Annotated in this window: 8 protein-coding genes; 2 read left to right on the forward strand and 6 right to left on the reverse strand. The window is 67.2% G+C overall.

Annotation, left to right across the window (positions count from 1 at the left end):
- Positions 1-178: 178 nt before the first annotated feature.
- Positions 179-790, reverse strand: a complete 612-nt coding sequence (locus tag AC07NX_RS04120; protein WP_494639394.1) for a glycoside hydrolase family 9 protein — start codon at positions 788-790, stop codon at positions 179-181.
- Positions 791-944: 154 nt separating this feature from the next.
- Here AC07NX_RS04120 and AC07NX_RS04125 point away from each other — a divergent pair, with 154 nt between their 5' ends.
- A complete protein-coding gene (locus AC07NX_RS04125; RefSeq protein ID WP_494639396.1) occupies positions 945-1958 on the forward strand; it encodes a helix-turn-helix domain-containing protein in 1014 nt (337 codons plus the stop codon).
- 28 nt (positions 1959-1986) lie between these two features.
- On the opposite strand, the gene AC07NX_RS04130 is transcribed toward AC07NX_RS04125, so the two are convergent.
- From AC07NX_RS04130 to AC07NX_RS04140, 3 genes are all read right to left on the reverse strand, one after another.
- A complete protein-coding gene (locus AC07NX_RS04130) occupies positions 1987-3264 on the reverse strand; it encodes an MFS transporter (protein ID WP_494639398.1) in 1278 nt (425 codons plus the stop codon).
- Between the two features lie 201 nt (positions 3265-3465).
- Entirely contained in the window at positions 3466-4869 is a 1404-nt protein-coding gene (locus AC07NX_RS04135; RefSeq protein WP_494639399.1) for an amidohydrolase family protein, read from the reverse strand.
- A gap of 65 nt (positions 4870-4934) precedes the next feature.
- The gene (locus tag AC07NX_RS04140) at positions 4935-7307 is read right to left on the reverse strand and encodes a TonB-dependent receptor (RefSeq protein ID WP_494639401.1); all 2373 of its coding nucleotides are present in this window, start codon (positions 7305-7307) and stop codon (positions 4935-4937) included.
- 454 nt (positions 7308-7761) lie between these two features.
- On the opposite strand from AC07NX_RS04140, the gene AC07NX_RS04145 reads away from it, so the two are divergent.
- Positions 7762-10095 carry an acetamidase/formamidase family protein gene (locus AC07NX_RS04145; RefSeq protein WP_494639402.1) on the forward strand — a complete coding sequence of 778 codons (2334 nt, stop codon included), beginning with the start codon at positions 7762-7764 and terminating at the stop codon, positions 10093-10095.
- Positions 10096-10106: 11 nt separating this feature from the next.
- Here AC07NX_RS04145 and AC07NX_RS04150 read toward each other — a convergent pair whose 3' ends face one another.
- Complete coding sequence (locus AC07NX_RS04150) at positions 10107-11561, reverse strand: carboxylesterase/lipase family protein (protein ID WP_494639404.1); 1455 nt, start codon at positions 11559-11561, stop codon at positions 10107-10109.
- A 509-nt stretch (positions 11562-12070) separates the two neighbouring features.
- On the reverse strand, positions 12071-14332 hold the full coding sequence (locus AC07NX_RS04155; RefSeq protein ID WP_494639406.1) for a PAS domain-containing sensor histidine kinase: 2262 nt from the start codon (positions 14330-14332) through the stop codon (positions 12071-12073).
- Between the last annotated feature and the right edge of the window lie 110 nt (positions 14333-14442).

Consider the following 14442-nt stretch of genomic DNA (forward strand, 5'->3'; position numbering starts at 1 on the left):
GCCTGGCATGGCGCTGAGAGACACCAAGGGATCCTGCGGGCTTCGACGCCAGCCGCCCGTAGATCTCGCCGTCGAAATCTCGGATCAGGCTTGCCAAACTTCATCGGCGGCTTGGCCAGGACGAAGAGCCGGAAGCTGTTGTGGAAGGGGTTGGGACCGCGAGCCCTTCTGGGCTACCTCACAACCCGAACAACCCCGTCGCCAGCACCAGCGCCGCATTCTCGCTGGTCTGGCCCTCGTTCGAGGCCCAAGAGCCGTCGTTCTCGCAGGCGTCGACGAAGCACTTGGCCGGAGGGGTCTTGGTGTCGATCAGGGCTTTCAGGCGCGGATCGGCGCCGAGTGCTCCATCGTTCGGGCCGCCGCTGGCCCAGCCCCGCATGACGATGCCCCAGACCCGGCACGTCCAGTGATAGGGACGCCGCGTGGCGCGCTCGCCATGGCCGGTGACGAAGCCGTGGTCCAGGGCGTTGCAGCCCAGCACGTAGTCCAGCAGGCGCTGGGCGCTGTCGCGGGCCGAGACCTCGCCCAGTTCGGCGGCGAACAGGCAAATGACGGCAGTGTTGAGCACCACCTCCACCGAACCCCAGCTGTAGGCTTCCGGTTGCACCGTGAAGCCGTAGGGATCGGCCTGGACATAAGGCGCGGCGGCTTTGGCCGTTTCGATGATCGCCGCGCGGGCCACGGCGGCGGCCCCGCCGGAACCTCGCGCCAGGCTCATCACTCCCAGCACCTGCGGCGAGGGCCAGAAGAACGGGAAGACGCCGATTTCCTTCAAGGCCGCCGCCGCCATGCTGAGCGTCGCCTTTCCGGAGGCAAGCCAATGGCGGCTCTTGGCGCAGCCCCCTGGCCGGCTCTGGACGCGACAACTTATTGGACGTGCCTGGGCAAGAAGCCGGTGACCGCTGCTCCTAGCGTGGATCAGATCATCGGGAGCGCGGTGGAAGATGGCATCCGTCCAACGGCCCAAGCGGCTCAAGGCCCGGCCTGCTGACCAGGACCCGGGAGAGGTCTCGAACCGTGGCGCGGCGCCCATGACGGCGTGGTCGTTCAGCGTCGATGGCCAGAAGACCGCGCGCCAATGGCGTGACACGATGGAACGGCTGGGCTTCTCGGTGAGCGGCCCCCCCGGCGTCGAACCCCTGGGCGCGTCCGTGCTGTGCCTGACCTCGCCGCTCGGTGTCGAATTTGTCGTTATCGACGCGGCGAACCAATTCGTCTCCGATGGGGGCGGCCGGGAGCCGCACGCCGCGTGGATGGCCACCTTGCTGAGCGGCGGGGCAAGTCTGGTCGCGGAGCAGGGGATCGACGTCATGTCGCCGGGCGACATTGCCTATGGAACGGGCGATCAAGCCGTCGCGATCAAGCTGGAAGCGGGCTGCCGATTGTTGTTCGTTCGAGCGCCGCAGGTCGTCACTGATTTCCAAGAGGACGGAACATCCGGTGCGCGCGTCAGCCACCTCGCCGCGGCGGGGGCCAGTGTCCGCATCCTGTCGGGCCTGTTGCGGGCGACCGGCAATGTCCTGCGCGATCTGACCGTCCCGCAATTGCGCCCCGTTGAACGGGCGTTGATCGAGTTTTTCACCCTTTGGACCCTCGAGCGCGAAGGTGGCGGCCAGGAGAGCCGCGCTCATCTGCGACGGCTGCGTCAGGCGATTGAAAGTCAGATGCCCGATCATGGTCTTTCGCTGCGCCAACTGGCCGACAGCGAAGGGGTTACGCCGCGCTATGTTCAAAAGCTGTTCGGGGCGAACGGCGAGACCTTCAGCGGCTATTTGCGCACGCGACGGCTTGAGCGCTGCCGTCAGGACCTTGCGAGCCCCCAGCACGCCGAATGCTCAGTCTCCGACATCTACAGCCGCTGGGGCTTCAAGGGGGCGACCCAGTTCAGCCGGGCCTTCAGCAAGCGCTTCGGCGCTTCTCCGCGCCAGGTGCGTCGTCAGGCCAAGGTGAGCCTCTAGATCAGGGGCGGAGCCGCGCCGGGCGCCGTCATTCGGCGGCGCTCAGCGACGGCGCGCCGACCGGCCGGCGCTCGGCGTTGTTCGTCGGCAGAGCAGCCGCGCGGGGCGTCGGCGGCCGCAGGAAGAAGGCGGTGACCACGACCGTCAGAGCCAGCAGGCCCGCGAAGATCAGGAACACCGGAACGAAACTGCCGGCGTTGTCGGCGCTCCAGCCGGCCACCAGCGGACCGACGACGGCGAAGGTCGTGGCCATCGTGGCCATCGCGACCATGTCGCCGGCGATGGCCCCGCCGAAATAGCGCAGCAGCAGCACGTGGGCGCTGAGCCAGGACAGGCCCCAGCCGACGCCGAACAGCAGGGCCGAGACATAGGCCCAGCCCGGAACGCCGCCAACCGAGAGCAGGACCATGGCCGCACCCTGCAAGGCCAGGCCCCAGACCAGGAGCAGCTTCGGGTTGACCTTCTCGCTCAGGGCGCCGGTCACGCCCTTGGTCAAGGCGCCCATCAGGGCCAGCAGGCTCATGGCCAGGGCGCCGGGAGTCGGGCCGTGGCCGAGGCTGGCGACATGGGCGACGAGCGAGGAGTGCATGGTGGTGACGACGGTCTGGACGATCATCATCGCCAGGGCTAGCAGGAGGAAGGATCGGCTCATCAGGGCCTGGCGCACGGTCCAGAGGGCCACCTCGGCGGCGTCGGTCTTCTCGGCCATGCCCGCGTTCTTCACATCCGAAACGGCGGTGACGGGGACGGCGTCCTTGATCGTCGCCAGGCTGATGAGGCCGACCACGAAGGCGGCGACCGACATCGCCATCCAGTGCGCCCGCCAGCTGCCGGTGGTCGAGACGATGGCGCCGACCACCAGCGGGCCGACAACGCCGCCAAAGGCGCCAGCCATGAAATAGAAGCCGATCATCCGCGACGAGGTCTTCGGAAACCAGGTGGCCAGCAGATAGACCGCCGGGGAGGGGGCGATGAGCGAGAAGCCGACGCCCATGAAGGTGGTGGCGACGAAGAACACCAGAATGCCATGCACCGTAGCCGCCAGCAGGAAGCCCACGCCCAGCACGACGCCGCCCAAGAACATCGTCAGGCGCGTGCCGATCCATTTCATCATCATCGGAGCCAGGGGACTGCTCAGTCCGCAAGCCAGGCCTAGGAACGAGAAGCTCATGCCGGCGGCGGCCTGCGACCAGCCCAGGTCGGCCACCATCGTGTAGAGCACGTAGCCCAACGAGGTGAAGGTGGTCGCCGTGACGAAGAAGAACCCCAATGACACCACGATCATGATCAAGATGCTGCGCGACATGCCTAGACTCCCTACCATCGCCGCAAGCGCGTCCGGTCCGACGCCTCCGCTTGGCCGCCTGACGGCATGGGAGGGTGTCGGACGCGACAAGGCGCGGCTTTTCCGGCGTTTCCAGGGTGCGCTCGTCCCGCTGCGCAGGCTTGACGCGTCGCGCCTCAAGACTTGACGATCGGTGAGGCAGTTCGCGGCTTCGAACGGTCGTCAGAGCACCGGCCAGACTTGTCGGTCCGGGAGACCGGTGCGGGCGATCAGGGCCCTGGAGGCGGCCTGTGCCTCGGCATAGAGGCGGCGCTCGTCCACGGTGGTGACGCGATAGTCCTCGACCACCCTGCGCCCGTCGACCCAGACGCTGTGCACGCCGCGCCCGTCGGCCGACCACACCAGTTGGGCGACGACGTTGAGCAGCGGCCGCCATTCGGGCCGGTCGGTGTCGTGCATGACCAGGTCGGCCTTCTTGCCCACCTCCAGCGAACCGATCCGGTCGCTCATTTGCAGGGTGCGGGCGGCGTTGACGGTGGCCATCTCCAGGATCGAGACGGGCGGAAACAGCCGATTGTCCTGGCGGGCGTCGCGAAACAGGCCGGCCGCCAGGGTCATGCAGCGCATCAGGTCTCCGCTGACCCCGGCGTCTGTGCCCAGGGTCAGGTTGACGCCGCTGGCCGCCATCTCGGGAAACAGGCCGATGGCCGTCACGCCATAGCCGCCCTTGAGCGCCGCCATCGGACAGTGCGCGACATTGGCGTGGTTCGCCGCCAGCAGCGCGACTTCTCGCGCATCGAGGTGCGCAGCGTGGGTCAGGCTGACATTGGGCCCCAGCACGCCCAGTTCGGCCAGATGCTCGACCGGCCGGCGTCCGGTGTTGGCCAGGAACCACACGGCGTCCAGGGCCGAGGGGCTCATATGCGCCGAAACCCCCAGGCCATGCCGGTCGGCCAGTTGCTTGGCGAAGCGCCAGACGGTGTCGGTGTTGGTCTGGTGTCCGACCAGGCTTGGCCAGGCGGCGATCAGGGTGTCGTCGCGCAGCGGGTGGCGCGCGATCTCGTCCTCCAGGGTGCGAAGGGCCCGGTCGGTCAGGACAGTCTGGTCGTCGGCCGGATCGAAGGCGCGGTCCATCACCCATTCCGAGATCAGGCCGCGAATGCCGGTCTGGCTCAGGCTGTCGGCGACCTCGTCGAGAGCCAGGATGGTGCCCGCCTCCAGGAAACAGGTTGTCCCGCTGCGCAACATCTCCACCGCCGCCAGCTGGGCGGCCAGGCGTTGGTCGTCCGGCGTCTGGGCCTGGTGCAGCCGGGTCGCCCAGCCGAACACCACCTCCATGAAGTCGAGGTTCTCGGGGATGAAGCCGCGGATGAGCGGGTCGCCGGTCACGTGGACGTGGGTGTTGACCAGGCCGGGCGTGACGACGAAGCCGCGCCCGTCCACCGTCTGGCGGGCCTCCACCTGGGACGCGACCGTCTCGCGCTTGCCGATGGCGACGATGCGGTCGCCGCGGATGGCGACGGCCCCGTCGCCGATCACTCGGCGTTCGGCGTCCAGGGTGACCAGCAGGGCGCCCGAGATCAGCGTATCGACGGCTTGGCGCGGCGGAGGCGCGGTTTCGGTCATGGCGGCGACCCCAGCGCGACCGAGCGGGGGCGACCGGTGAGAGCCGCCCCCGCTCGGTCAGCTCATCAGAACTTGTAGCCGACCGAGGCGATCCACTGCCGTGGCGGGATGTAGGTGTCGGTCACCTGGGCGCTGCCGTAGGGGTCGCTGAACCGGGAGTTCAGGCCGTCGGAGTCGAACAGGTTGGTCACCGACAGCGACAGGCTGAACTTGCTGTCGTCCGGCTCGTATTTGAAGAACAGATTGACGACGTCGTAGGAGGGCACGGTGTCGATCGCGCCTTCGTTGAACAGTCGGTACTGGTACTGGCCGCGATAGGTGTACTCGGCCTTGGCCGTGAGGAACCCCGGCCCCACCTGGTTGGTGTAGGTCGCGCTCAGCGAGCCCTGCACGTCGGGCAGCTTGGGCACGTCGTTGCCGTTGATGTTCTGGCGGGCGGCGTCGCGCGCCAGGACGGCGGGGAAGAAGTTGGTCCAGAACAGATAGCCCGGATAGCCGGCGGCGTCCTGCGCCGCCTGGGCCTTCGCCTGGTCCAGCGCGTAGTAGTCCTTGTCGAACTCGCCCTTCAGCAACGAGACCGAGCCCTCGATGCGCCAATGCCTGGACGCCAGCCACGAGGTCTCGGCCTCGAGACCGTAGATCCGGGCGCTCGGGGCGTTGCTGGCCCCTTCGCCATAGAGGATCGGGTCCTCCTCCAGGAACTGCATGTTCTTGTAGTCGTAGACGAAGGCCGAGAGGTTCAGCTGCAGCGTATTGCCCATGAAGCGGTTCTTCGAACCGATCTCCAAGGAGTCGACGATTTCGGGCTTGAAGGTCGGCTTGATCGAATAGGCGTTGCCGGAGGCGGCCGAACTGTTGATCCCGCCTGGCTTATAGCCGCGCGTATAGCTGGCATAGAGCATGTTGACCGGCGTGTACTGGTAGTTCAGCGCCAGTTTGCCGGTGGTTTCCTGCGTCGTCAGGCCTTCGGTCGGCTTGGGCTGGAGATAGGCCCCGGAGGTGGCCGAGCCGTTGCTGGCGGCTTCGCCGCTGTACTTGTCGTCGTTGTAGCGCAGGCCCGCGGTGAGGCTGAGCTTGTCGGTGATCTGGTAGATTCCCTGGAAATAGGCCGCCCAGGACTTGCGCGTGATCGCCGACAGTTCGGCATAGGACAGGGCCGCCACGCGGGGATCGTCCCAGGCGGTGTCCTCGGGCAGGGGCGGGGTGACCAGGTTGTCGTCGTCGGCGTTGTACTCGACGATGTACTGCGAGTTGGTGGACTTCAGATAGACCGCGCCGGCGATCCACTGGAACGGCCCCTCGGTCTTGGAGGTGAGGTTGAATTCCTGGGTGTAGGACTTGCCCCGACTGCGCCACAGGGGAACGTGGTCATAGCGATAGCCGCCGAAGGTCAGTGGGCTGTAGGTCTGCGCGTAGAACAGGTCGGCCGTCAGGGCGTCGGCGTCCCAGGCCTGTTCGCTGAGCAGCTTCTGGTAGCTGCTGATCGAGGTCAGGGTCGCCCAGGGCAGGTTGTACTTGACGACCGCCGAGTACAGCTTGGTGTCCACGAGCGAACGGCCTGGATAGTCCTGGGTCAGTTCGCGGGGATTGGGGTTGGGGTCCAGGATGTTCTTCTGAGCCGGGCCGTTGGTGTCGCCCTTGTACTGGATCGTGCTGAGGGTCACCGAGAGATCGTCGGTGGGCGCCCAGAGGCCCGACAGCTTCCAGCCTGTCTCGTCGGCCTCGTCCAGCGGATAGTTCGGCTGCCCGGCAACCCCGGTCGCCTTGGCGTAGCCGTCATGCTCGTAGCGCTGGACCGCGCCGCGGATCGCGAACTTGTCGCCCAGCGGAACGCTGACCGCCGCGTCGCCCTTGAACAGCCCGTGGTTGCCGCCGCCCAGATTGACGGTCCCGGCGTACTCGCCCAGCACGGGCTTGTTGCTGACCACGTTGATGGTGCCGCCGGTCGAGCCCTGTCCGAACATGGTGCCCTGCGGACCGCGCAGCACCTCGACCTGGGCTACGTCGATGAAGGCGGCGTTGGCGGCGATCGAGTTGAAGATGTAGACGCCGTCGACGTGGTACGAGACGCCGGGCTGGGTGTTGGTGTTCTCGGGGGTTTCCGAGCCGATGCCGCGGATCGAGATCACGCGTTCGCCGCCGCCGCTGCGGGCGACGACCAGACCGGGCACCAGGCCGTTCAGTCCGGTGATGTCGGTGATATTGCCCTGGGTCAGGGTCTCGGCCGTCACCGCCGACACCGACAGGGCGCTCTTCTGCAGGTCGACGGGCCGCCGTTCGGCCGTCACCACCACCTCTTCCAACTGGCTGGCCTGTTGGTCGTCGACGACCGGATCCGCCGCGAAGGCGGGTGTCGCCAGGGCCGCGAGCGTGGCCATCGAGGCCGACAGCAGCAACGCGACCCTGGTGGTCGCCATTCCGAAATATTGGAAACGCATCAGCATGCCCCCTGTGGACTAGGCTGAACCCGTTTGGCCCCGCGCCGACGGACGAGCTCCAGCCCGGCCAGACTGGAGGTCGGATGGCGATCCATCTTGACCTCCGGCGTCCCATTTCTTGCCCGTGCGCCGCCTGGCGGGCTCTTGCCGCCGTCGCGGACCTGCGGATCGGACGGCGGGTCCATCTTGGATCCCATGGCGGACGCTCGGCCCCCGTAGCGATGCGCGATCGTGCAAGACCCGAGGGCGTCGAGGCTCAAGCCAGGCGGAACATCTGCCTCGAAAGGGGCCCCTCGCAGACCCGCGCGCATCAATCGTCGGCAAATGCGCCGCCATCCGACTTTGCGATTGTCCTGTCGTCGCGCCGCCCGGATTTGAGAGGGACAATTCGATCCAAGTCCTGCCGGCGGTCAGTCCCGTCACAGGCGGGAAATCTGCTTCGAGATCATGCGCCGTGCGGTTGACGACCAACGCCTATCCGAAAGAACAGCGCCAGGAAGCCTGGCGCTTCGCGCTACAGCGGCTGTCGATCGAGCTGCTGGACAATCAGGCCGAGATCTACGGTGAGTTGGTCACCTTCCGCACGGCGCTGGACATGCAATTCATCCGCATCGCCGGCACGCGACAGTCGCTGGCCGTTGACTTCAGTCAGAGCACGCCGTGTATCTGGCTCGTCCTGCTGCTCGACGGCGAGTTGACCGTGACCAGCGGGCGGACCGTGCAGACGATCGCCGAGGGCGGCATGGTGTGCGGGAGCGATCTGGTCGGGGCGCGTCTGGACCTGCACGGCGACAGCCGGCTCTTGATCACCCGTGTTCCGCACGCCTTGCCGGCGCTGAAATCCCGGACGCCGGCTCCGGCCGCGATCACCTGCCTGGACGGCGCGGCGGGCCTGGGGAGCATGCTTTCGGGTTTGCTGCTCTCGGTGGCGGAGACCCTTGATGACATCGGCGCTGACCAGATGCGGCCCGTCGAAGCGGCCTTGCCGGAATTCATCGCCGCTCTGCTGCTTGACGCCGCGCCTGACAAGGACAGGGGCGGCTCCGCCGGTGGACGGGCCTCGCTGCTGGATCGCGTGTTCCAGACCATCGAGATGCGCCTCAGTGATCCTGACCTGAATCTGCAGCAGGTCGCCAAGGAGCACGGCATATCGTCGCGCTATCTGCAGAAGCTGTTCGCCTCCATCGACGAGAGCTTTGGCCACTTCCTGAAAGCGCGGCGACTGGAGCGTTGTCGCCTTGACCTGGGAAGCCCGCTGCACGCGCAGAAATCGATCTCCGAGATCCTCTTTCAGTGGGGATTCAACGACTCCGCGTCCTTCAGTCGGGCTTTCCGCGAGCAGTACGGCGTCAGTCCGCGCCAGTATCGCAAGGCGCCGCCGGCCAATGACGAAAACGGGCGCGTGTTGCTTCGCGGCTTGCCGGCCTCGATCAGGAAGCCCAAGCGCGACTTGCCGAGTCTGACACCGATCGAGGACGAGGACGCCGAGGCCCCGGACGCCATTCCGGTCGAAGAAGCCATCCCGCCACGGCCCATCGGAAGCGGCGTTCGCCACCATCTGCTGCGGGCGTCGCCCGAAACCATCCATTGGGGCTATTTCAGTCGCGCGCTCAAACCCGTGATCGAGATCGAGTCCGGCGATTACGTCACGGTCGAGACGCTGACGCATCACGCCTATGACGATTACGAGCGAATGATCGAAGGCGATCCCGGCGCCGAAAGCGTCTTTCGCTGGACGACGGAAGGCAAGGCGGTCGACCGGCGCGGGGCGGGGCCCGTGGACGGCTCGGCGCTCGGACGCGGGGCGGGGGAGGGGTTCGGCGTGCACATCTGCACCGGACCGATCGCGATCGCCGGCGCCAAGCCCGGCGACGTGGTCGAGGTCAAGATCCTCGAGATCACGCCGCGCCCCAGCCAGAACAGTCGCTTTCTGGGCCGCACGTTCGGCAGCAACGCCGCCGCCTATTGGGGATTCCACTACAACGACCTGCTCACCGAGCCCAAGCCGCGCGAGGTGGTGACCATCTACGAGGTGGAGCACCAGCACGGCCGGGCCTGCGCGCACGCCGTCTACAACTATCGCTGGACGCCGCAGACCGATCCTTTCGGCGTGACGCACGATCGGATCGACTATCCCGGCGTGCCGGTGGACTTCGACACCGTCGTGCGGAATTTCGACGTGTTGCGCGATATCGAGGTGCCCGTCCGGCCGCATTTCGGCGTGGTCGCCATGGCGCCCAACCACGCCGATCCCGTCGACTCCGTCCCGCCGTCCAACTTCGGCGGCAATATCGACAACTGGCGGCTGGGGGCCGGCGCCAGCCTCTTCCTGCCCGTCGGCGTGCCGGGCGGCCTGCTTTCGCTGGGCGACCCGCATGCCTCGCAAGGCGACTCCGAACTGTGCGGCACGGCCATCGAATGCTCGATGACCGCGGTGATCCAGGTCATCCTCCACCCGGCCAAGACCGCGCGCGAGCCGCTCCGGGACCTGGATTATCCACTGCTCGAGACCAAGGACGAGTGGGTGATCTTCGGCTTCAGCCACCCTGAATATCTGAAGGAAATGGGACCGTCGGCGCAGAGCGAAGTCTATAAGAAATCCTCGCTCGACCTGGCCATGCGCGACGCGTTCAGGAAGGCGCGGCGGTTTCTGATGACTACGCGCAATCTCAGTGAGGACGAGGCGATCTCGCTGCTGTCGGTGGGTGTCGATTTCGGGGTCACCCAGGTGGCGAACGGCAACTGGGGCGTCCATGCGGTCATCCGGAAAGGGATGTTCGCCAGCTAGAGGCCGCGGCGTTACGGCGCCGGAGTCCAGGATTTGCGGGCGGCGTAGGCGGCCTCCAGCAGATCGAGGCGGCTCTTGCCGAAGCCCTCGGTGGCGACCGCGCCGGCCCTGGAAAATGTCATCAGGGTGTCGACCTCAGGCGTGTAGGCCGGCCAGGTCGGCAGGCCCGGACCATTGGGATTTCCGGTTCGCGCGAAGTTGATCCAATAGGCCTGGAGCGTGCGGGCCATTGTCGCGTCGTGGGTCGACCAAGGCTTGGGCCATTTCTGGTCCGGATTGTTGAAGACCATCTCGATTTCAGCCTCGTGGCCGGCGCCGGTCGCGATCCCGGCCGCCGCGTCCGGCACATAGCCATAGTGGTAGAGCCAGGTCGCGAGGCCTCGCCGCGCCGTCTGGCGGGCGCGGAACCGCGCCGGTTCGACCATCGCCGCTTCGCCCCACAGCTTGGCCACGGCGGTCCTTCGATCCAGGCCCTCGGCTGTGTAGAGCAGGAGGGCCGCATCGCCGCGTTCGCCCAAGGTCTTGAGGAACGCCTCGTCGAGTCCCGGCAGCCAGCGCAGCAGACTTTCCTCCTGGCTGTTGGCGCCGACCAGATACGGAACTCGGGTGAAGGCGCCGGCGTGGAAGGCGTCGTCGGTGGATTGGAGGATGACCGTTCCGTCGATCACGGGGGAGGCCACGGTCGTGACGGGGCCGCCCCAGACCGTGGCGGCCGGCAGGGCGCGCAAGGCGCGGAGGTCGTCGTCGGCGACACCCGCCGTCCTCGCCCAGGCCGCGCCCTCGGCTTCGGCGGCGGCGAAGGTCTTGAGGTTGCCGCTCGAGCCTCCCGATTGCGAGATGGCCTTGGCGAAAAGGCCCTTGGCCAGGGGCGAGGCCAGCAGGAAATTCACCGAGGAGGCGCCGGCCGATTCCCCGAAGACGGTGACGTTCGAAGCGTCGCCGCCGAAGCTGGCGATATTGTCCCGCACCCATTCCAGGGCGGCGATCTGGTCGAGCAGGCCGAAGTCCGCGATCGGCCTGGCGGCTTGTTCGCGACGCAAGGCTGGATGGGCGAACGTGCCGAAGCGGCCCAGCCGGTAGTTCAGGGTCACGAGGATGACGCCATTGCGGGCGAAGGCCGCGCCGTCGTAACTGGGAAAGGACCCCGCGCCCATGATGAACGCGCCGCCGTGAATCCACACCATCACCGGCAATCGGCGGCCTGACGCTCGCGGCCGCCAGATATTGAGATAGAGGCAGTCCTCGTTCGTCGGATTGACGAAGCCAGGCCCCGGCGGCGATGACATCGGCTCCTGGATGCAGTCAGCCCCGAAGCTCCTGGCCGGCCGGGCGCCGGTCCATTTGGCGACGGGCGCGGGCGGGCGCCATCGCAGGTCCTGAACAGGTGGCGCGGCGAACGGCACGCCGAGGAAGGCCGAAACCCCGCCCTTGTTCACGCCCTCGATGGCGCCGCTCTTGGTCGTCACGACGGGACCGGCAAGGGCGCTCGCGTGCCAGGTCATGGCCGCAAGGAAAACGGGCCAGAATCGGATGGTCCTGTTCAATCCATGGCTCCGGTTGGAACGGTCTAGCGGCCGCGCCTTTTTCGCATGGGAGGCGGCGCCTGACTTGTTGGGGTGCGCACAAAGTCTTGCTGTCGCTGGGGGCTGCCTCCGTTTTGTTGGCTAAAGGTCCGGCGCGGTTGCGGGCCTGAATGTCCGGCTTTTTGGGGGCGAGCCAAGGTCCGCACCTGGCGCAGGGCGACCCTTGCTGCTGATCTAGCCCCAATGGGCTAGACGGGTCCCCGCCTCGAAGAGGCGAGCGCTTTCGTTCGAGCAGACCATGCGGTCGAAAATTCGTTCAGAGCCAGCGGGTCTTTGGCCCGCTCGGTTGAAAGGTTTGGAAGAAAGCAGCTGGACGCGCCATGCGGCAACGACGGCCGGTCCGCTGCGCGATGTGAAAGGCGGAGAGCCTGTTCGACGCGCCAGACCGCCTCCTAACTGTCCAGGCCGGCCTCGATGCGGCAGACCACCCCTTCCGGCGCGAAATCGATCCGCGCCTTGCCCGACAGTTCAGAGGCCACGCACCGCTCGATCAGCCGCGAGCCGAAGCCGCGGCGGGTCGGGATGGTGACCGGCGGGCCGCCGCATTCGGTCCAGGTCAGGGCCAGGCGCGCGCCGTCGGGTCCGGGCGTCACCGTCCATTTGATCCGCACCTTGCCGCTCGGCGCCGATAGGGCCCCATACTTGACCGCATTGGTGGCCAGTTCATGCAGGGCCATGGACAGCGACAGGGCCATGCGCGGCGACAGCCACACCGGCGGGCCCGAGAACACGAAGCAGCCGGGCCCGCCGTGCAGGTTTCGCAGCCGGTCGAGCACGTCCTCCATCTCGGCGCCCTCCCAGTTCTCGCGGGTCAGGATGTCGTGCGCCTCGGCCAAGGCCATGATCCGGGCCGTGAAGGCCTCCTGGGCCTGGGGCAGGGAGCGGGCGGCGTTGAAGGTCTGGGCGGAGATCGCCTGTATGGTGGCCAGGGTGTTCTTCACCCGGTGGTTCAACTCGTTGACCATCAGCCGCAGGTGCAACTCGGCCCGCTTGCGCTCGGTGATGTCGACCGTGGCCCCGACCACCCGCAGCGGCTGACTTGACTCGTCGAAGAAGGCCCGCCCCTTGGCGGCGATCCAGCGCTCGATCCTGTCGTCGCGGCCGATCGTCCGATACTCGACGTCGTAGTCGCCGCCGTTCGCCGGGTCCATGGCCCGCATCAGGGACCTCCATGTGGCCTCACGGTCTTCGTCGTGCATGACGGCGAAGAAGTCCTCGAGGACGACGGGGGCGCCAGGCTGTATGCCGAACATCGCATAGCAGCGCTCGCTACAGACCAGTGCGCCGTTGTTGGGATTGTAGTCCCAGGTGCCGACATTGCCCGCGTCGACCGCCAGGGCCAGGGTCGCCTCCTGCAGAGCCATGCGGGCGGCGGCCTCCTTGCGCTCGGTGACGTCCCTGACGACGCCGACGAAGCGCACGCACTGCCCGTCCTCGAAGAAGGCGCGGCCGAAGGTCTCGACCCAGCGCGGGGTGTTGGCTCCGTTGCGCTGGATACGGTATTCGCAGTTGATGCAGCCGTCGCCGGCCGGGTCCATCGCGGCCCGCACCGCCTCCCGAACCGATGGCAGATCGTCGGGGTGCACCTGGCGCTCGAACACTTCGACAGTGTTCTCGACCGCCTCGGGCACCCCGAAGATCTCGCGGCAGCGCTTGTCCCAAAAACGTTGACCGGTGGGGGGGGAGTGGTCCCAGCGGCCCAGGCCGGCGGCGTCGACAGCGATGCGCAGGTTGGCCTCGGCGACCTCCAGGGCCGCCTCGATCCGTTTGCGTTCGGTGACGTCGACCATCACGCCGCGATGGCGAACCGCCTGGCCCTTATCGTCGTGATACACCCGGCCGCGGACCTGCACCCATTTCACGGTGCCGTCGGCCTGGACCAGCCGGTAGTCCTCAAGGAAGCTGCTGGTGGTTTTCAGGGACTTGCGGCTCGCGGCCAGCATGCGGGCGAGGTCGTCGGGATGCACCGCCGCCAGGGCCTCGGCGATCGGCACGCCCCGGGCGGCGCGTTCCGGCGATAGGTTGTGGAGCGTGGCGTAGCGGCCATCGCCATAGAGCTTGTCGGCGAGGATATCCCAGTCCCAGGTGCCCACGCCGCTGGCCGCCTGCAGGGCCAGCTGATAGCGCTCCTCGCTGGCGCGCAGGGCCTGTTCGGTGCGCACCCGCTGGGTGGTCTCGATCAGGATGAGCAGCACGCCGCCGACCCCGCTGGCCGTTGTGCTGTCGGGAATGGGACTGAGCGTGAGGTTGAAATAGCCCTGCTCGACGATGTCGCCGGCCCGGCGCACCAACATCGGCAGATCTTCGCTGTAGAGGCCCTGGACTTCGCCGCTCAACACCAACCGTTGCGAGCCCTCCAGATCGACCTGCGTGCCCCAGGCGAATTGCGCGAAGCTTTTTCCCAGCCCGTCGGGGTGATGTTCCCGCAGGATCGGGGCGTAGGCGTCGTTATAGATCAGCACCAGCTCCGGACCCCACCGCAGGGCCATGGGGAAATTGGTGGCGGTGATCATCTCGACCGCCAACTTCAGGCTAGGGGACCAGGCGTCACGAGGACCCAGGGGCGTGGCGGCCCAGTCGAAGGCCCGAATCCGCGCGACCATGTCGCCGTACGGAATCTGATCGATGGTCCGATCCTGATCGCGGATGTCCATTTCCGCGTTCCTTTCAGCCGCGCGTCTGCGACGGCCAAGGCGCACCATGACCCCATGAAAGCGGGGTTTCAAGCCGCGCGGCGCCGATCAGGAGAGCTGAGCCAAAGAAA

The sequence above is a fragment of the Caulobacter sp. GW821-FHT09A05 genome, from assembly GCF_059418465.1.